Below are 18,096 nucleotides of genomic sequence, written 5' to 3'. Positions count from 1 at the left end.
CGGAGGGGGCGACTCCCGTGCGTGACGCCGACCTTCACCTTTGGGCGCGGCACCCGGGCGACCGCGCGTGACGGGGGAGCACGCGAGGATCACAGAGCATCAACTGTGTTGTCATGCAAGGACGTTGAATCCGTCGCGCCGCGGACGACATCGAGCACGGCCCCGGCCCGTACGCCGTCCGCGCCCCGCCACGCGATGTGCTGGTCGGGCCGGATCAGCAGCATCGGGGCGCCGTAGCGTTCGCGCGGGACCAGGCCGGTCAGGTCGACGGTGGTCAGGGGGATGCCCCGGGCCGCGGCCTCCTCGGCGAAGGCGGCGCGGTCGGGCTCCCTGGCGCCGGCCAGGAGGAGCAGCGTCAGACCGTCGCCGAGCACGTCGTACAGGGACCGGCCGTCGGGGAGCCAGCTGTGCGGCAGCCGGGCGCCCGGGAAGGACAGGCCGTGATAGCTGCGCGGCACCAGGGGCGGGGGCGCGGAGCCGTCGTCGACGACGACGGGTGACGAGGCGTAGTGCTGGCCGAGGACGAGGCCCTCGCTGTGGAACTCGCCCGCCTTGGCCTGGAGTGCGGCGGCGGTCCGCGCACGGCGGCGGCCGGCCTCGGGCGTGTCCCCGAGGAGCGCGGGGTCGGCGAAGGACGGGGCGAGCAGCCTGTCCTGGGCGGCACTGCCGGCGATGATCTGCTGAGCCACCGGCCGCCGTTCGCTCTGGTAGCTGTCCAGCAGCTCCGCGCCGCCCCAGCCCTGGAGGACCGCGGCGAGTTTCCAGCCGATGTCCACCGCGTCGCCGACACACGTGTTGAAGCCGTGCCCGCCCCACGGGGGGTTCAGATGGGCGGCGTCGCCCACCAGGAAGACACGGCCGCGCCGGTAGCGGTCGACCAGGAGCATGCGGGCGGTCCAGGGGTCGGTGGCGAGCACCTCCACGGGTCCGGGGTGCCCGGCGCCGACGAGAGCGCGTACCAGCGCCTCGGGTGCCACCGGGTGGTCGGGGTCGGTCCGCTGGACGATGGCCCACCACCGGTCGTCCAGGTCGAGACGTCCCATGAGACCGGCGGCCTCGGGGCTCACCACCCAGTACTGCACCGCCCGGTCCAGGCCGACCGCCTCGCCCAGGCCCGGTGCCCGGAAGACGATGCTGAGGTTGGGCCGTTCACCGGACGAGCCGGCGTAGACCGCTCCGACGGCCTGCCGGCTGACTCCGCCGCCGCCGTCACAGCCCAGCAGATAGCCGGCCGTGAGCACGCGGACGCAGCCGTCGGCGTCGGTGACCGTGGCGCGCACGGCGTGTTCGTCCTGCTCGACGGCGGTGACCCGGTGGCCGGTCAGGCAGGTGACCGAGGGCAGTGCGGCCACCGCCGCGCGCAGGATCCGCTCCACAACCGGTTGCGGGACCTGCTGGCCGGGCTCCGCCCAGCGTTCGTCGCGGCCGTCGTACAGCCCGAACACATTGCGGAAACGGGTCAGTTCGGTGCCGAGGAGGCCGGTGCAGAAGATGACGTCCTGGGACCAGGCAACCGGCAGCGGGGCGGCCGCGCGCAGGCGGTCGGCCAGGCCCCAGCGGCGGAAGTGCTCCATGGTGCGGATGCTGGTGGTCTTGGCCCGCGGCCGGTCGTCGTCGACGGTGGTGCGCGGTTCGACGAGCACGGTGGCGATGCCGCGGCGGCCGAGCTCGACCGCCGCGGCGAGACCGGACGGCCCGCCGCCCGCGATCAGTACCTGGGCGGTCGTCCCGGTCACGCGCCGGACCTCGCGGACGCGTCGGTGACGGGCGTACGCAGCGTCCCGAGCCGGTCGACCTCCACCTCGACGACGTCACCGGCGCGCAGCAGACGGGGCGGCGTACGGACGTAGCCGACGCCCTCCGGGGTGCCGGTGGCGATCACGTCGCCGGGATGCAGGGTCAGGGTGGCGCTGATCCGCGACAGCAGCTCGGGAACCCCGAAGATCATGTCGCGGGTGTTCCCGTCCTGCATGATCTCCCCGTTGACGCGGGTGACCAGGCGCAGTCCGTCGGCGAGGCTGCCCGCCTCGTCGGCGGTGACGACCGTCCCGATCGGGCCGCTGAGATCGGCGTTCTTGCCCAGCGTCCACTGGGCGGTGAGCTTCTGCGCGGTACGGGCGGTGAGGTCGTTGAAGACGGCGTAGCCGAGGACGGCGGCCTCGGCCTCCTGCTCCCCGGCGTCGCACAGCCGGGCGCCGACGACCGCCGCGACCTCGCCCTCCCAGTCCAGGCCCGGTTCGTTCGCGGGCACCGGGACCGGTACGCCGCCCACCGACAGGGAGGCGGTCCAGCGGCCGAACAGGGTGGGGTGCTCCGGCGCCCGGAAACCGCCCTCGGCCGCGTGCGCACGGTAGTTGAGTCCCACGCACAGCACCCGCGCCGACGCCGGCACCGGCGGGGCGAGGGTCACCTCCGCGAGCGGGACCGTGCCGCGGCGGACCGCGCGGGCCTGCTCCAGCCAGTGGGGGAGGTCCGCGTAGAAGTCGTCCACCTCCGTGAGCGGGGTGACCCGGCCGTCCACGACGACACCGATCACGGCCCGCCTGCGGCCGGATGCCCGGCCCGGATCCGCCATGCCGACGAGCTTCATGCGCGCGTGCCTCCTGTTTCCTGCGCGGTTACCGCGGCCAGACGGATGTCGAACTCGGCCGCCAGGAACGGTCCTTCCATGCCGAACCGACGCGCCGTCTCCTCGTCGCCCGGTGCGAAGGGCGCGATGAGCGCGTCCTTGACGGCGAACGCGGCGTCGGAGCCGAGGTAGGGGTCCTCGGCGGCGAACACATGGGTGGTGAGCGACCGGTGACCGGCGGCCTCCACCCGCAGGTGGACATGGGCGGGGCGCATCGGGTGACGGCCGAGCGCCCGCAGCAGCTCGCCCACCGGGCCGTCGGTCGGCACCGGGTAGCTGGCGGGCTTGACCGTACGGAACCAGTAGGCGCCGTCGGGACCGGTGGTGAACAGAGCGCGCAGGTTGCCGTCGGGCTGCTCGGCGTCCTGGCTGTCGTACAGACCCGTGTCGTTCGCCTGCCAGACGTCCAGCACGGCGCCGGCCAGCGGCCCGCCGTCGCAGTCGGTGATCCTGCCGTGCACCACGGCCCGCTCCCCGCGCCGCAGTTCGGGGCCCTCGGCGATCCAGGCGCCCATCGGGCGGTGCGGCGCCGGCGAGTGGAAGGGGCCCTCGACCGAGCTGGGCGTCATGGTGGCCGGGCCCGTGTGGTTGACCTCGTCCACGGCCGAGGTGAGGCCCAGCATGTCGGAGAGCAGGATGAACTCGTTGCGGCGGTCGGTGCAGGCCCGGCCCGTGCGGACCAGGAAGTCCACCGCGCGCAGCCACTCGTCCTCGGAAGGACGCGTCTCCCGCACGAAGGCGTGCAGATGGGCCACGAGGCCGCCGATCAGCTCCCGCAGCCGCTCGTCGTCGCCCCGGACGGTGGCGAGGACCTGTCGCACCAGGGCGTCCTGCCCGGGGTCGTGGGCGGAGCCGGGGATCGCCGGCCCTGCCGCGGGGGCGGGTCGAGCGGTTCCGGTGGTGTCGGTCATGGGGTCGCTCCCGTGGGCGTCAGGGCGGCGTCCGGTGCCGCGCAGCCGTAGGTGTGGGTGCCGGGCCCGGCGTGGTGCCGGGCGCCGTCGGGCAGGACGACGTGCGCGGTGGTGCCGGGCGGCACGGTGACGGAGAGGCGGAAGCGGCCGTCCTCGATGTGCCAGGACGAGCGGATCGGCCCGTACGGCGAGTGGTGTTCGGCCCGCGCCCGGGTCAGGCCCCCGCCGGGGCGGGGCGCCACGGTGAAGCGCCGGTAGCCCGGCGCGTCCTCGTCGGGCCTGATCCCGGCCGTGCAGCGGTGCAGGAAGGAGACGACCGCGCCCTTCGAGTAGTGGTTGAGGGAGTCGTGCGCGGTGCCGTCCGCGCCGACGCCGTCCCAGTGCTCCCAGACGGTCGTCGCACCCCGGTCGATCATGTGGAGCCAGGACGGGGCGGTGTCCTGGAGCAGCAGCTCGTAGGCGACGTCCAGGTGTCCGGAGTCGGCGAGCACGGGCAGCAGGTCCGGGGTGGCGAGGAAGCCGGTGCCCAGATGCGTGCCCGCGGCGCGGACGAGTTCCACCAGCCGTGCGGCGGTCCTGGCCCGCAGTCCGGCCGGGACCAGGTCGAAGGCGAGCGCCCGCACGTGGTGGGCCTGGGTGTCCGGGCGCAGCGAGCCGTCGGCCGCGACGAACTCCGTCCTCCAGGCGGCGCGCACCCGCTCGCTCAGGTCCCGGTAGCGGCCGGCGTCCTCGTCGTGGCCGAGGACGCGGGCGATGCGCGCCGCCAGCCGGGTGGAGTGGGCGTAGTAGGCGGTGGCGACGTCCGCCTTGTCCAGGGCCGCGTACGCCGCCAGGTCACCGACCTTCTCACCGGGCACGAGCCACTCGCCCCAGTGGAACCCGGTGTCCCACAGATACCGCTCGTGCGGCGCCGGGAGGGCCGAGCGCCGGATCCGGTCCGGGTGCCGCTCCTCGCGGGCGGCCCGTTCGACCCGGCCGAGCCAGGCGGTCATGGCGGGCCACAGCTCCTCCAGGATCCCCGGGTCGCCGTAGGCCAGGTACAGCTGCCAGGGCACGATGACCACCGCGTCGCCCCAGCCGGCCGAGCCGTTGAGATGCGCCACCGGCCCCTTGGGCCCCTCGGTGCGGCAGGCCGGCGAGATGTTGGCGACGGTGCCGTCCGGCCACTGGTCGGCGGCGACGTCGCGCAGCCACTTCGCCGAGAAGCCCGACACGTCGTAGAGGAAGGCGGCGGTCGGCACGAACAGCTGCCAGTCCCCTGTCCAGCCGGCGCGTTCGCGGGTGGGGCAGTCCGTGGGGATGTCGCAGACGTTGCCGCGCAGACCCCACCGGGCGGCCTCGTGCAGCCGGTCGACCCGCTCGTCGTCGCAGTCGAACCAGCCGGTCCGCCGCAGGTCGGAGTGGACGACCACACCGCGCAGGTCGTCGGCGGTCAGCTCGCCGGGATGACCCTCGACCCGGACGTAGCGGAAGCCGTGCGTGGTGTGCCGCGGTTCGAAGGCCTCGCCGGGCCGGCCGGCCGAGACGACCCGGTCGACCTGGCCGGCCGGGAGCGGCTCGGGCAGGAACGGCATGTCCACGCGGAGGTGATCCGTCGTCACATCGCCGTCGGGGCCCAGGGACTCGCCGTGCGTGAGGGTGAGACGGGTGCCCGCCGGACCGAGGTCGGTCAGCCGCACCCAGCCGTTGATGTTCTGGCCGAGGTCGAAGACCTGCCGGTCGGGGCGCGGACGGGTCACCGAGACCGGGGCGAGTTCCTCGACGCGCCGCACGGGCGGGGCGGGTGAGGCGACCAGCCCGGCATGTCCGTGGTCGGCGACCTCCACCGGCGTCCACGCCGAGTCGTCGTACCCCGGCAGGTCCCAGCCGACGGGGGTGCCGCGCAGGTCGGTGAACTGCCCCGCGATCAGGTCGGCGGCCACGACCGGCCCTGGAGCCCAGCGCCAGTGCCGGTCGGTGGACACCACGGACGTGGTGCCGTCGGTGTGCTCGAGGTGCAGCTGAGCCAGGAACGAGACCCGCTCGCCCCACTGGTCGTGGGCCCGGGTGACCCCGACCTGGCCGCGGAACCAGCCGTCGGAGAGCACCGCCCCCAGCGCGTTCTCGCCCTCCCGCAGCAGCGCCGTCACGTCGTACGCCTGCACCTGGAGACGCACGTCGTACTGCGTGAACCCCGGCGTCAGCTCGGCGTCCCCGACCCGCTCCCCGTTGAGGAAGACCTCGTAGAGACCCTGCGCGGTGGCGTAGAGCCGGGCCCGGCGGACCGGGGAGCCCGCGGTGAACGCGGTGCGCAGCAGCGGGGCGGGCCGGTGCCCGGCGGGCGGGACGCCGGGTCCTCCGGGCACGGGAGCACCGTGCACACCCGCCCCGTCGGGCACGGGTTCGCCGGGCACACCCGCCCCGTCGGGCACGGGATCACCGGGTTCGCCGGGCACACCCGCCCCGTCGGGCACGGGATCACCGGGTTCGCCGGGCACACCGGGCACGACGGGCTCGATCCACCGTGCCTGCCAGTCGGCGGGTTCCAGCAGGCCGGTCTCGAACCAGGCCTCCCCCGACCACGCGCTCTCGCCGAGGTCGGTCCAGACCTTGACCCGCCAGGTGATCCGCTCCCCGGAGCCGGGCGGCGGCCCCCCGTACGGCACATGCATGCTGTCGGCGGAGTCGACACGGCCGGAGTCCCAGCCCGTGCCCGTGCCGACGCGGTACGCGAACTGCTCGCGCGAGCCGGGCGGCAGCCACCAGGACAGCCTGGGGCGGCGGTTGCCGAGGCCCAGCGGCTGTTCCAGCTCGTCGGCACGCAGACAGGTGGGAGCGGCGTTCATACAGGTGACCAAACGTTGGAGGAGGAGTCAGGCCGGGCCGGGAAGCCCGCGGGGGCCGCAGACCTGGGCGGCGAACTCCAGGGCTTCGGCGAACACGGGCTCCGGATCGGGCAGCCCGGCCCAGAGGTGGTCCGCGTCGTCGACCAGGTGCAGGCTCACCCGGCACCCGTGGGCGCGCAGGGCCGCGGCGAGCTGTTCGCTCTGCCCGCTGGGGACGAACCGGTCGGCGGTGCCGTGGGCGAGCAGGAAGGGCGGGGCGGCGGCGGACACATGGCTCACCGGGCTCGCCGCGGCGGCGCGTTCCGGTGCCTCCCGTACGGGTGCGCCGATGAGCAGCGCCTCCCGGGAGTCCACGGCGTCCGGGGCGCTCACCGCGTCGGGCCGGGACTGGCGCTGCATGGTGCGCAGGTCCGCGGGCCCGTACCAGTCGACGACCCCGGCCACGGTCACGCCCGGACCGGGCTCGCCGACGTCGCCCTCCCACTCGGGCCTGCCGTCGGTCAGCGCGAGCAGGGCCGCGAGATGACCGCCCGCGGACTCGCCCCACAGCACGACCCGTCCCGCGTCGAGCCCCAGCTCGCCGGCGTGCGCGCGCAGCCAGCGCAGCGCGGCCTTGCCGTCGTGCAGCTGGGCCGGGAAGACGGCCTCGCCGCTGAGCCGGTAGTCGAGGGAGGCGACCGCGAAGCCCGCCCGCACGAGCCGGTCGAACGGTCCGACCGGCCACCCGGCGAAGGCCGGGCCGAACTGGTCCCGCCGTCCGGTCCGCCAGCCGCCGCCGTGCAGGAAGACGACCACCGGGGCGGGATGTTCCGGGTCGCGCGCGGGGCGGTACAGGTCGAGCAGCAGCGGCCGGAATCCGGGCGGCGAGCCGTACTCGACCCCCCGGAGCACGCGGGCGCCCGCAGGCGTGGTCTGCTCCGCCGGAAGGGGGGACGCGGGAAGCGAGGACGCGGGAAAGAGGGAAGCCGGGAGGGGGGATGCGTTCGCGGCCATGTCAGCCGTCCAGGGGACGGACGTCGAACCGGAACTCCTGCCGGTGCTCGCGGGCGACCCGGGCCAGCTGCTCGTGGGAGGGGATGTACGGCGGGTGCGGAAGCTCCGACGAGTCCGTGCGGGTCCCGGCCTCGCCGAAGAACCGCTCGAAGCCGCCGCTGGACGCGCCCATGATCCTCGTGTCGTCCGCCTCGACGCGGAAGGTGTGCAGACAGCCGGCGGGCACATAGCCGAAGTCGCCGGGCTTCAGCAGCTTCTCGTACGTCTCGCCGTCGCCGTCCTGGATCCACACCCGGGCGCGGCCGGACAGCAGATAGAAGGTCTCGTGCACGTCGGCATGGCTGTGGGTGGGGATCGCGTCGCCCTTGGGAGCCGCGTAGGTGAACAGGCCGAACTGGCCGCCGGTCTCGTCCTTGCTGAGCAGAACGGTGATGAGGGCGTCGAAGAGGTGGGACCGCTCACCCTCTCCGGCTTCCAGGAAGAAGGGCACCGGCTTCCCCGGCAGGGCGAGGCGCTTCGCACCGCCGCTCTGGGCGAACTCCGCAGTCATGGGGTCTCCTCGGAAATCTGATCGGCTCTGCCCGGGGCGGGCAGAGCCGTCGAGGTGGGGCCGCAAGGACGGGGCCATGCGGACGGGTGCCGTAAGGATGGGCCCGTCGCCACCGTCCCACCAGGCGGAATTCCATTGAATGGCATGCGGTCGAAACCTGGACGCAACGCGTTGCTGGTCGCCGGGTGGGTCACACTGCACGGGTGACGAACAACGCGGGCACGTCCGGTGCCGCCGCCCGGGGAAGACGGCCGCCACGGGGCGAGCCGGTGATCGACCGTGCGTTCGCGCTGCTCACGGCCTTCTCCGAGGACCGTCGCTCGCTGACCCTCGCCGAGCTCAGCCGCGTCACGGACACGCCGCCGAGTACGACGCTACGCCTGGCCCGGCGGCTCGTGCACTGGGGCGCCCTGGAGCGGGACGCCGAGGGCCGCTACGTCGTGGGACTTCGGCTGTGGGAGGTCGCCTCGCTCGCGCCGCGCGCGCACGGGCTGCGCAGGGTGGCGCTGCCCTACATGGAGGATCTGTACGAGGCGACCCACCAGCACGTCCTGCTGGCCGTACGGGACGGCACGGACGCGCTGCTCGTCGAGCGGCTGTCGGCCCACACGGCCATCGACGTGCTGTACCGGGTGGGCGGCCGGCTGCCGCTGCACTCCACGGGCGTCGGTCTGGTGCTGCTGGCGCACGCCGGCCCCGACTTCCAGGACGAGATCCTCGGACAGGCCCTGACACACGAGCCCGAGGGCGTACCGCTGTCCTCGGCCGCGCTACGGCGTTCCCTCGCCGAGATCCGCAGCACCGGGGTGGCCGTCGTCAACCGCGCGGAGCCCGTCCCGCTGCACGCCGTGGCGGCACCCGTGCGCGGGGTCGACGGCGAGGTCGTCGCGGCGCTGTCGGTCGTCGTGCCGGCCGGCCACGCGGAGCCCCGCGTGCTCGCCCCGGCCCTGCGTGCCACGGCCCGGGCCCTGTCCCGCAGCCTCGGCGCGGTCACGGCCCCGCCGGCTCCGCCGCCGGGCGGCCCCCGCCGACGGCAGTGAGGCCGTGGCGGGGGCGTGAGTGGATCCGGGGCGCGTCCCCCCGGGCGACGGCGTCGCCCCCCGCCCGGTGACTCGGCGGGGGGCGACGAAGGCGGTGCGGCCCGGTCAGGCGGCGGCGGGGGCCGCGTCGCTCTCCGGATCCCGCAGTGCCGGGATGAACAGGGACACCGCAAGCGCCGCCAGCAGGATCAGCGCTCCGGTCCAGAAGACCCAGGTGTAGCCCCCGTCCAGGTAGAAGGCGGTGCCCTGGAGGACCGTGCTGTGCGCGGCGAGGACGGCGAAGCACACGGCGGGGACGACCGTGCCGAAGAAGTTGAAGAGCATCTGCATCAGGCCGCTGCCCTGCCCCTGCTCCTCCACCGTGACCACGCCGAGGACGAGCACGGGAGCGATGGAGACGATGAGGCCGGTGCCGAGGTTGGCCAGACACGCCGTCAGGACGAGCTCGGTGGCATCGGCGTGGAAGAGGCCCATCAGCCCGTATCCCGCCGCGCCCAGCCCCAGTCCGATCCCCCACAGCAGCCGGGCGTCGGCCTTGCGCAGCAGGCGGCCGGCGGCGAATCCGGTGCCCAGCATGACCAGATTCCAGGTCAGGCCGATCCGCGCGTTGTGCGTGCTGGTCCAGCCCAGGCCGTCGGAGACCCCGGGGATCGCCGGGTAGAGGGCCAGCAGGATGCCCATGGAGGCCATGGCCAGCGCGGTGGCCTGGCCCACGGCCGCGGCGCTGACGGTCAGGGCGACCGGCCGCCGGCCGAGCACGCGCAGGTCGAGGATCGGATGGGCGCTGGCGCGCTCGACGAGGACGAAGGCGACGAGCGCCAGCAGCCCGCCGGCCGTCCAGCCGAGGGTCGCACCGCTCGTCCAGCCCCAGCTCCCTCCCTGGCCGACCGCGTACACCACGGCCGTCAGGCCACCGCCGAGCAGCATGCCGCCCAGCCAGTCGAAGCCGTTCTGGAAGTCGTGGCGCGGGGTCTCGGGCACCAGCAGGGCCACCAGCACGAACGCCACCGCGGTCGCCCCGGCGATGAACCACAGCGCGGCCCGGTAACCCCCGGCGTCGATCAGCCAACCGGCGAGCAACGGCCCCACCACGCCCACCAGACCCATGCTGCCGCCGAGGATCGCGCTGGCCTGCTTCACCATCCGGGCGGGGAAGAGGTCACGCACGGCAGGGAAGGACAGGGCGGCGAACGGTGCGTAGCAAGCGGCGATGCCCCGGCCGACCAGCAGCAGCCAGAAGCTGCCCGCCATGGCCGCGATGATGTCGCCGACGACCCCGAGACCGATCATGGCGAGCATGATCCGGCGCCTTCCGTACCGGTCACCCGCCTTGATGACGAACGGGATGAGCAGGGTCGAGACCATCGTGACGATCAACGAGAACCAGGCCACCTGGGTGGTGTGGAAACGTTGCGCGATGTCGGCCGTCGTGTTGGCCGTGACGATGCCGGCGACGGCCAGCAGCTGTGTCGGCCAGATCAGGGCCACCAGCAAGGCCACCAGGCGGCGGTTCCAGCGTTCGGAGGTCCGGGCGGACGATGCCGTGAGCGAGGGGCTTGCAGACGTCGATGTCACGCAGCCGCTCCTTTCGCGAGCCGGGCGGGAAGGGCAGAACGCTCGGGAGCGGCGTGTCCGACTCATGACGGTCGGCCCCCCACGAGGCGTGCGGCAAGAATGAGCGTCCGCCGCCACGGCCACCAGGCAGCTTTCCATTGAATGGCATACAGCCGAAACATGCCGTACACGCGCCCGACCCCTGTCCGTCGCGGGCCCGAGGCCGTCAGCGGCGGCCACGGGCAGCGCCGGGCAGCCGGGGGCCCGTCGGCCCGTCGGCCCCTTCCGTGTCGCCGCCGAGGGTGCCTCTCCTCGGCCCCGCACGAAGAGGCTGCCCGCCGTGAACGGCCCCCGTCCCGCCGGGCGCTGAGCCCGGGGAGCGCCGCGGGGCGCGGGGCGCGCGCGGGCGCGGGTCCGAGCGTGCGGGGCCCGGGACGTCAGCTCAGGAAGAGGATCAGCAGAGTGTCGGCGATGGCGAGCACCCCGTAGCAGAACAGCATCGGCCGGGACAGCAGGACCGCTCGCCAGGGCGCTTCGCCGCCGTGGCGACGGGTGTCCATCGTGAACAGCGGCGGGGCGGCTTCCCCGCCCGTGACGACCTTTTCGTACAGGCCGCGGAAGAGGCGCTCCTGCCGCAGGTAGTAGCCGTCGAGCAGCCAGAACCCGATCGCCACGGTCACGGCCACCGGAACGGTCCTCCAGTCCGGGCGGCCGTGCGCCATGGCGATGAGCACGCTGTTGAGCGTGATGCACCAGCCCTTCACCAGGAAGGAGTTGTTGCTGAGCCGGGAGATCACGCTCTGCAGCAGCTCCAGGTGCTTGAGGTCCTGCTCGCTGAGGTGCGGCCGCCGGGTCATTCCTCCGGCACCGGCGCCCCGGCCGGGGACGCGGGACCGTCCGTGATCAGGAACTGCAGGCGCAGCTCGTGGACGACCCCTTCCAGCAGGTGTTCCAGCAGGTCCGGGGAGTACCAGCTCAGCAGGTCGGTGTAGTGGTCCAGGACCTCCAGACGCAACCGGGGGGTGGCGTTTCCGCCGCGGTCGGCGGCGACGGGCAGGGCGTACTCCCGCAGGGGCAGTTCCAGGGTGCCCGCCACCCCGGTGTCGGCCCGCTCGTCGACGATCGCGGCGCAGGCGTCGTCCACCACACGGCGTGCGTCGGCCGCGGTCCGCTCCACCGCGGCGAGCAGCCGGTGCCAGGACGCGCCGTGCGCGGTGATGCTCTCCCGCGCCGCCGGCACCAGTTCGCGCACCTCGTCCTCGGCGTCGGACAGGGACTCCTTCGCCTCCTTGTGGCGCTCCGCGTACGGATTGTGCGCGAGGACCGTGGTGGTCAGGGTGGCGAGGCTGAGCGCGAGGAGGACGAAGACCGCCATGAGATAGCCGTTCTCCCCGAACGTCGCGGTGACCTGGCCGCTCTGCTTCGCGCGGCTGTGGGCGGTCGCCGCGAGCAGGCCGACGAGCAGCGCGTTGCCGAGCACCGGCAGGGTCAGGCCGGGCCAGGGAAGGTCGTCGGGCCGCCGGGTCTCCACGGCCGGCCCGTCCAGCCGCCACAGGTGCCGCCAGGCCGCCCGCGGACCGCGCCGCGCACGTTCGGTGCGGCGGCCCGTGCGCACCCGCAGCCGGAAGAGCGACCGGGCGAGCGCGGAGGCGAGGGCGAACTGGAGGCAGGACACCCCGATCGCGGCCAGGTAGGCGAACACATGGACCGCGGTGGACCAGAAGCCGTCCGGGTCCGGCACGTCGAGGAGCCGCACCACCGCCTCCCCGACGAACGGCAGCTCGAACAGGGCGCTGAGCACGAGCATGACCCACTGGAGCCACACCCAGGGCTGCCGGCCATGGCGCCGGCTCTCCGGCCCGTCCGCGCTGTGCCGGTCCCGCACCTTCCTGACGTCGTCCCGTGCCAGGCCCGCCGAGTGCCGGGCCGTGAACCGGCTCACCGACTCGATCGCCTCCCGCGCGGACTGGAACGTCGTGTGGAGTGCGGAGCCCATCTCGCCGAGGGCGGGCTGGGCCTCGGCCAGCCCGGAGTTGCCGCGGGTGAAGGCGCGCGTCAGCGCCGCGCACTCCTGGCTGTCCACCGGATCCACCGGACGCCCGGCCGGGCGGTGCCCGTTGGCTCCGACGAGCGGGAGGAGCGGCCTGGTGCAGGCCCGGGGCGCATCGAGGGGATCCGTCCGTCCGGAACCGTTGCTGCCGTTGATGTTCATGACGTGATGCCCGACCTCACTTCCAGAAGACGCGGACGTCCACACGGCGGTCGCACTGCAACCGCTCCTTGTCGGACATGTCCTCGGTGGACCTGCCGGGGGAGCACCCGGGGGACACCCCCCGGCCGTACGCGGAGACGTGCGACTCGGGCACCCCGTGCGCGACGAGCAGCTCGGCCACGGCGTCCGCGCGGCTCTGGGAGAGCGACCGGTCGTTGCCGGATCCGCCGCGCGGATCCACGTAGCCGTCGACCTCGACGCGGTCGAGCCCCGGTGTGGTGCGGGCCCGGACGGCTATGCCGGTGAGCGGCGCGGTGGCCGCCGGGCGCAGCCGTGCCGAGTCGGTGTCGAACAACGCGGCGCCCGGCAGCGGGTACGTGCGGGAGCGGCCGTTGCGGTACGGCACCACCGGGTCGGCCGGGACCGGGCCGGTGGCGTCCGGGGCGGGTGCCGAGCCGACCGGGGCGTCGCTGGTGGTACAGGTCGTCCCGGCGCCGCCCGCACGTTCGCACAGGGTCTTCCAGAGGCGGGCCAGCCAGTCGCGCTGGGCGTGGTTCGCCGACGGCTGGTTCCCGGCCGAGCGGCCCAGGCCCACGAACGTGACGCCGACACCGTCCAGGTCGGGCAGTTCGGCGAACTCGCCCCGGGTGGCGCACACCGACACGATGGCCTTGATCTCCGGTTCCGAGCCGAAAGCGGCCTGGCGCAGATCGGCACAGCCGACGGTCGACAGGCCGTCGCTGAGCACCACGAGCCGCCGGGGGCCCTCGACACCGTGGAACAGGCCGGTGCCGGTCGACAGGGCGGCCAGGACGTCGGTGCCCTCGCCGGCGGGGACCGTACGCCGGGCGGTGCTGACGTCCTCGGCGAGGCAGCCGATCGCGTCGTCCCGGTTGCTCTCCTGGTTGCCGGAGCTCCGCGCGCTCCTCTTCCAGTCGGCGGACCGTTTCTGGAAGACCCAGTCGACGTCTCCGGGGGCGCCCGCGAAGGTTCCGACGGAGAAGACGTCGCCCGCCCCGACCCGCTCCCTCAGCAGCGCGTCGATCGCCGGGGCGTAGTCCAGGCCCCCGGCGTCGGACGCGGTGCCGCGCACGGACGCCGAGCCGTCGACGAGGATCACGGTGCCGCCCGCGCCGGAGGCGGCGGCCTGGTCCTTCATCCAGTCGCAGCCGGCCTTCGGGTCGTCCGTGCCGCAGCCGGCCAGCAGACCGGCGAGCAGGACGACGGGTGCCAGGGACCCGGCCGCGCGGGTGACCAGGGAGTTCCTCACCGGGACGGGGGAGACCCTCGCCGGGACGGGGGAGATTCTCACAGGTCCGACCCCTCCGCCATGACGACGCCCCCGCCCCAGGAACCCGGGTGGAGGCCCATCTCCTGGCGAAAGGCGTAGATCGCCGTGTCGTACGCGGCGGCGAACTCGTACATGCCGGAACGCTGGTGCGCGCTGCTCGCGCCCTCGAGGGCCTGGAGCAGTGCCTGGACGCTGGTGAGCCGGTCCTTGCGCAGGGCCGACATCACCACGTGGAAGTCCGCGTCGGCGAAGGTGGCGGCGAACGGCACCAGCAGGCGCCGCTTGTGCGCGTCGAGTTCGCCGAGCAGCTCCAGGTCCTTGATCACTTCGAGCCAGGCCTCGGTGAGCTCCCGCGCCCGCTTCGCCCGGAACTCGCCGACCCGCAGCGTCTCCTTCAGCGTCAGCTCCTCCAGGTGGTACTTCAGCACGTGGTCACGCACGGCCGGATCCACCCGCACCCGGACCGAGGGCGTGCAGCGGACGAGGCCCTGCGTGTCGTCGAAGCACCAGTTGCCGTCCGTCGAGAGCTTGGCGTTGATCGCCCGCTCGGCGGCGACCGGGTCGTCCGGAGCACAGCCGCGCGCGGTCGTCCAGGCGACCCGGAGCAGTTCCTCCCGCGCCGTCGTCTCGTGCTGGCGGGCCCGCGTCCTCAGCGTGTCCCGGGACATCTCCCTGCTGCTCCACCGGAAGGTGGGGAAGACCTGGAAGGAGAACACGTCGCCGTGGGCCGCCATGGAGAGCGGGTTCTCCTGCGGTGACGACTGCACGGACACCTTCTTGCGGGGTTCCGGCCCGTCGGTCTCGTCGTCGGACCAGGTGTCCTCCGTCTCCGGCTCGCCGTTGTCGTCGTACATCGAGCGCCACCACGTGCGTACCGCTTCGCGCACGGTGGCGAACAGGCCTCGGGGCCGTCGTCGCATGGCTGATCCTCCTGTGATCGGTTCGACGGGGGTGGTAGGGGTCGTGAGCGGGCGGGCGCTGCTGGGCGGGCCGGTGCTCAGGGGCGCCGGCGCCGGCGGATCGCGCGCAGGACGCGCCGTACGCAGGTGGAGGCCGGGTGCCGCCGCGCCATGCGGGTGACATGGAAGTCGGCCCGGGAAAGAAGCTCGGCGGCGGAGAAGCCCGGTACGAACCCCTCCAGGAACAGGCACAGTTCGCCGTCCCTGTCGCCGGCCAGGAGCCACTTCTCCAGCAAGGCCCACGCCAGCCCCGAGTAGGCCGGGTCGACCAGCGCGTGCTGCCACAGCAGCAGCAGGGACGCCGCCCGTTCGGGGTCGGCCATCGCCTGGCCGGCGAGGGCCGGCCGGGACGGCAGCTCGGGCCCGACGGCGTACGGGCCGAGCACGATCAGCGTCCCGACCGCGTGCCGCAGCGGGGACGCCTCGTTGTCCGGATGCCGGACCCATCGGCCGAGTGCCTCGGCCACCGGCTCGGCGCCGTCGGCCGCCAGGAACAGCGCGGCGGTCGCGTAGGCGACGGAGGCGTAGCGGACGGGTGTGCGCCGGCTGCCGAGTTCCTCCAGGGCCCGCAGCGTGCCCGCAACGTCCCGGGTGCCCACCACCGTGCCGTAGGTCCGGGCCGCGCTGTCCTGCAGTTGCGGTGAGGGGCTGCGGGCCCAGTCGGCGACCTGCCGGTCGATCCGCGCCGTCAGCCACGGGTCCTCGGCCCCGACGGCCACCGCGAGGGCCAGGGCGGCGTACTGCCGGTCCCGTGCCGACCTGCTGCGGGCCCAGACCTGTACGAGGTCGCGGTAGACGCTGTCGAAGTCGTGGCGCAGGAGGAGGCCGGCGATGACCGAGGCCCGCGACCGGACTCGTTCCAGCCGGTCTTCGGCGAGCTTCTGCAGCCACCGCACCAGCGGTGCCCGCAGCCACCCCGGTCCGTGCCAGACGACCTCGAGCATGCTCGCCATCAACTCCGGCTCCGCGAGCCGGACACGGCGCGGATTGTCGGATCTGCCGGCGTCCGGCGCCGCGGCGACGCCCGCGCCGGTCTCGGCCAGCTGGTCGAGAGCGAGGTCGAAGACCCGGCGCTCGGGGGCGGCTTCCCGGGTCTCGGCCTCCTGCACCTCGTCACAGAGCAGGGTGCCCACGCGGATGAAGTCGGACAGCGGCAGGCCGTCGCAGAGGACGTAGGCGATGCGCAACGGCTGCTGGTGAGGGTCGAGAACGTTCACCGAGGCGGTCAGACCGAGCAGGCTCCGGGCCAGGGTGCGCAGCCTGTTGCGCCAGGCGCCGAAGGCCTGGCCGAGCTCCTCCGGGGGACGGTGCAGGAAGGCGGCCAGCGTGCCGGCCAGGGACACCGTCTCACGGACCGGCAGGTTCGCACCGAGCTCGTCGTGCACGCGCGGGTCCCGCAGGACGTCGCGCAGGAACTCGCGCAGCGCGTGCTGCGGGCAGTGGTCCCCCTGGTGCTCCTCGGCACGGTGCCGCTGGAGCGCGGACTCCAGATGCGCCTCGAGCACCTGCTTGAGGTCGGGGCCGGTGTGCCGGAACGCATACGGTGACAGCGCCTCGATCTCGGCTCCGACGCCTTCCGCGATCAGCACCACGGGGGCCCCGATCGAGCCCGCTCGCAGCGCCAGGGCCGCCAGCGTGGCCGGTGCGGGCAGCTCGGTGCCGAGGTCGAGCACGACGCCGTGTTCGGGCGTGAGGTGCCGGTCGGCCTGCTCGGCCAGCGCCTGCGCCAGCCCCGCACCCCCGCTGTACAGGACGGCGACGCGGTCGCTGCCGCAGGCGTCGGCCAGCAGGACCCGGGCCGTGGTGTCCCGCCCGCTCCCGTTCGGCCCGATCAGCAGGACGAGGTGGTTCCTCTTCAGGCAGTCCGCCATCACCGGGTGGTCCGGGACCGGCCGGTGCAGACGGTGGAGCTGCTGGATGCCGTCGGCCGCCAGGAGCGTCTGCTGGAACTCGACGGGCTGGGGGCCGCCCACGTTCAGCGACAGCGCGGTGTTGTGGTGTCCGCCGTAGGCGTTCGCGTTGCCGGCGGAATGGCGGATGACGAAGGAGAAGTGTTCGGGGGAGATCTGCTCGTCCGTGTCGCCCTCGTCCCGGGCGGCGGCCCGTGGTGGCCGAGGCCCCGGCGGCTGCGCGTCGGAGGAGCGAGAGGCGCCCGCGGCCTCCTGGCGATCGCCCGGGACGCCACCGTCGTTGCGATGTCCGGCGGGTTCGTCGGAGGTGGCTCCCGCGCCGCCGCCTTCCGGCGGGTCGGGCGGGGGAGCGCCCGGCTCGCCGGCGCCGTCGTGCTGGTGCGGGACCTCCGCGACGGGGACGTCCGCGTCCCAGGCGGCGGATTCTCTCTCGTCGCGGCTGCCGTCCGCCGGGAGGTCTGGAGTCGTGGTCACGGGCGCTCCTGGTCGTCGTCCTCGGGGACGGATGCCGGGGTCCTGGCGGCGGAGCCGTGGTTGTTGATCGTGTGGCGCGAGCCGCCGTAGATGTGGCTGCCGCCGCTGATCCGGTCGATGTGGAAGGTGGTTCCGCCGCCCGTCCCCGTGCCGCCGCTCTCGCCGTCGCGCCGCCCGGAACACAGAGCGGGGACCGCCCTGCAGATCGCGGCGACGAGCGGCGGCAGGTCGATGTGTTCCTGGTGCGGCCGGAAATAGCACGCCTGATGGTGGGTCAGGAGCCGGATCTCGTCCGGAAGTTCACTTGCGCTCGGCAGCCGCGCGTCGTCGATCAGGACGGGAATGACGGGCGTCTCGTCGGCGAGGGCGAGAGCGATCTCCCTGCGGACCCAGTCCTGTTCGTCATCGATGAAACGGCGGTCGGCGCCGTCCCGCACGGATGCCCAGCGCGATCCCATGACCGCGAGGAGGAGGTCGCACTTCCTGACGCCCCGTTCGAGCTGCTTGCGGTAGTCGAGGCCCTCGGGAAGGCTGCGCTGGTCCCGGAACACCGCCTGCGCGCCGAACTCGTGCCGGAGTGCGGTGTCGAGGTGGGGGCCGACGGAACCCGTGTCCGCGCGACGGAAGTTGATGAAGAGGGAGGGGGCCATGCTGCTCCTCGTGCCGGGGTGGGTGGGAAGGGCGGATCGCCACATCGGCCTCGGGCGGGCGCGAGGCCGCCGAGTGGCTGGGCGGGGTGGGTGAACCT

General features: G+C 73.9%; 14 protein-coding genes. 1 reads left to right on the top strand and 13 read right to left on the bottom strand.

The window, feature by feature from the left end:
* Positions 1 to 89: 89 nt before the first annotated feature.
* Genes QQM72_RS10015 through QQM72_RS09990 form a run of 6 tightly spaced genes read right to left on the bottom strand, consistent with a single transcriptional unit; the run spans position 90 to position 7,908 of the window.
* Positions 90 to 1,736, bottom strand: a complete 1,647-nt coding sequence (locus QQM72_RS10015) for an FAD-dependent monooxygenase (protein WP_314220447.1) — start codon at positions 1,734 to 1,736, stop codon at positions 90 to 92.
* A complete protein-coding gene (locus QQM72_RS10010; protein WP_314220446.1) occupies positions 1,733 to 2,590 on the bottom strand; it encodes a fumarylacetoacetate hydrolase family protein in 858 nt (285 codons plus the stop codon). The genes QQM72_RS10015 and QQM72_RS10010 overlap by 4 nt, the downstream gene beginning before the upstream one ends.
* A complete protein-coding gene (locus QQM72_RS10005) occupies positions 2,587 to 3,540 on the bottom strand; it encodes a dioxygenase family protein (RefSeq protein WP_314220445.1) in 954 nt (317 codons plus the stop codon). The genes QQM72_RS10010 and QQM72_RS10005 overlap by 4 nt, the downstream gene beginning before the upstream one ends.
* Positions 3,537 to 6,365, bottom strand: a complete 2,829-nt coding sequence (locus tag QQM72_RS10000; RefSeq protein WP_314220444.1) for a family 78 glycoside hydrolase catalytic domain — start codon at positions 6,363 to 6,365, stop codon at positions 3,537 to 3,539. The genes QQM72_RS10005 and QQM72_RS10000 overlap by 4 nt, the downstream gene beginning before the upstream one ends.
* A gap of 27 nt (positions 6,366 to 6,392) precedes the next feature.
* Positions 6,393 to 7,358 (bottom strand): alpha/beta hydrolase, encoded by a 966-nt coding sequence (locus QQM72_RS09995; protein WP_314220443.1) that lies wholly within the window; start codon positions 7,356 to 7,358, stop codon positions 6,393 to 6,395.
* Between the two features lies 1 nt (position 7,359).
* On the bottom strand, positions 7,360 to 7,908 hold the full coding sequence (locus QQM72_RS09990; protein ID WP_314220442.1) for a quercetin 2,3-dioxygenase: 549 nt from the start codon (positions 7,906 to 7,908) through the stop codon (positions 7,360 to 7,362).
* Positions 7,909 to 8,111: 203 nt separating this feature from the next.
* On the opposite strand from QQM72_RS09990, the gene QQM72_RS09985 reads away from it, so the two are divergent.
* Entirely contained in the window at positions 8,112 to 8,948 is an 837-nt protein-coding gene (locus QQM72_RS09985) for an IclR family transcriptional regulator (protein ID WP_314220441.1), read from the top strand.
* Between the two features lie 105 nt (positions 8,949 to 9,053).
* On the opposite strand, the gene QQM72_RS09980 is transcribed toward QQM72_RS09985, so the two are convergent.
* The 7 genes from QQM72_RS09980 to QQM72_RS09950 form a co-directional block, all read right to left on the bottom strand.
* Positions 9,054 to 10,523, bottom strand: coding sequence for an MFS transporter (locus QQM72_RS09980; protein WP_314220440.1), 1,470 nt, complete (start codon positions 10,521 to 10,523; stop codon positions 9,054 to 9,056).
* 416 nt (positions 10,524 to 10,939) lie between these two features.
* On the bottom strand, positions 10,940 to 11,359 hold the full coding sequence (locus QQM72_RS09975) for a hypothetical protein (RefSeq protein ID WP_314220439.1): 420 nt from the start codon (positions 11,357 to 11,359) through the stop codon (positions 10,940 to 10,942).
* Positions 11,356 to 12,714: a hypothetical protein gene (locus tag QQM72_RS09970; RefSeq protein WP_314220438.1), complete on the bottom strand. Its 1,359-nt coding sequence runs from the start codon at positions 12,712 to 12,714 to the stop codon at positions 11,356 to 11,358. Before QQM72_RS09970 ends, QQM72_RS09975 begins: the two co-directional genes overlap by 4 nt.
* 16 nt (positions 12,715 to 12,730) lie before the next feature.
* Positions 12,731 to 14,026: an OmpA family protein gene (locus QQM72_RS09965; RefSeq protein ID WP_314220437.1), complete on the bottom strand. Its 1,296-nt coding sequence runs from the start codon at positions 14,024 to 14,026 to the stop codon at positions 12,731 to 12,733.
* Positions 14,023 to 14,925 (bottom strand): hypothetical protein, encoded by a 903-nt coding sequence (locus QQM72_RS09960; RefSeq protein WP_314220436.1) that lies wholly within the window; start codon positions 14,923 to 14,925, stop codon positions 14,023 to 14,025. The genes QQM72_RS09965 and QQM72_RS09960 overlap by 4 nt, the downstream gene beginning before the upstream one ends.
* A gap of 77 nt (positions 14,926 to 15,002) precedes the next feature.
* Complete coding sequence (locus QQM72_RS09955) at positions 15,003 to 17,348, bottom strand: hypothetical protein (RefSeq protein ID WP_314220435.1); 2,346 nt, start codon at positions 17,346 to 17,348, stop codon at positions 15,003 to 15,005.
* Positions 17,345 to 17,998, bottom strand: coding sequence for a toll/interleukin-1 receptor domain-containing protein (locus QQM72_RS09950; protein WP_314220434.1), 654 nt, complete (start codon positions 17,996 to 17,998; stop codon positions 17,345 to 17,347). Before QQM72_RS09950 ends, QQM72_RS09955 begins: the two co-directional genes overlap by 4 nt.
* Positions 17,999 to 18,096: the final 98 nt, after the last annotated feature.

The sequence above is a fragment of the Streptomyces zaehneri genome (assembly GCF_032248645.1).
Lineage (GTDB): Bacteria > Actinomycetota > Actinomycetes > Streptomycetales > Streptomycetaceae > Streptomyces > Streptomyces coriariae.
This window is presented reverse-complemented; position numbering and strand designations above follow the sequence as displayed.

What these genes read in the sequence shown, in the direction of transcription:
- QQM72_RS10010 (WP_314220446.1), bottom strand. Translation starts at nt 2,590, where the DNA reads ATGAAGCTCGTCGGCATGGCGGATCCGGGCCGGGCATCCGGCCGCAGG.
- QQM72_RS10005 (WP_314220445.1), bottom strand. Translation starts at nt 3,540, where the DNA reads ATGACCGACACCACCGGAACCGCTCGACCCGCCCCCGCGGCAGGGCCG.
- QQM72_RS10000 (WP_314220444.1), bottom strand. Translation starts at nt 6,365, where the DNA reads ATGAACGCCGCTCCCACCTGTCTGCGTGCCGACGAGCTGGAACAGCCG.
- QQM72_RS09995 (WP_314220443.1), bottom strand. Translation starts at nt 7,358, where the DNA reads ATGGCCGCGAACGCATCCCCCCTCCCGGCTTCCCTCTTTCCCGCGTCC.
- QQM72_RS09990 (WP_314220442.1), bottom strand. Translation starts at nt 7,908, where the DNA reads ATGACTGCGGAGTTCGCCCAGAGCGGCGGTGCGAAGCGCCTCGCCCTG.
- QQM72_RS09975 (WP_314220439.1), bottom strand. Translation starts at nt 11,359, where the DNA reads ATGACCCGGCGGCCGCACCTCAGCGAGCAGGACCTCAAGCACCTGGAG.
- QQM72_RS09970 (WP_314220438.1), bottom strand. Translation starts at nt 12,714, where the DNA reads ATGAACATCAACGGCAGCAACGGTTCCGGACGGACGGATCCCCTCGAT.
- QQM72_RS09960 (WP_314220436.1), bottom strand. Translation starts at nt 14,925, where the DNA reads ATGCGACGACGGCCCCGAGGCCTGTTCGCCACCGTGCGCGAAGCGGTA.
- QQM72_RS09950 (WP_314220434.1), bottom strand. Translation starts at nt 17,998, where the DNA reads ATGGCCCCCTCCCTCTTCATCAACTTCCGTCGCGCGGACACGGGTTCC.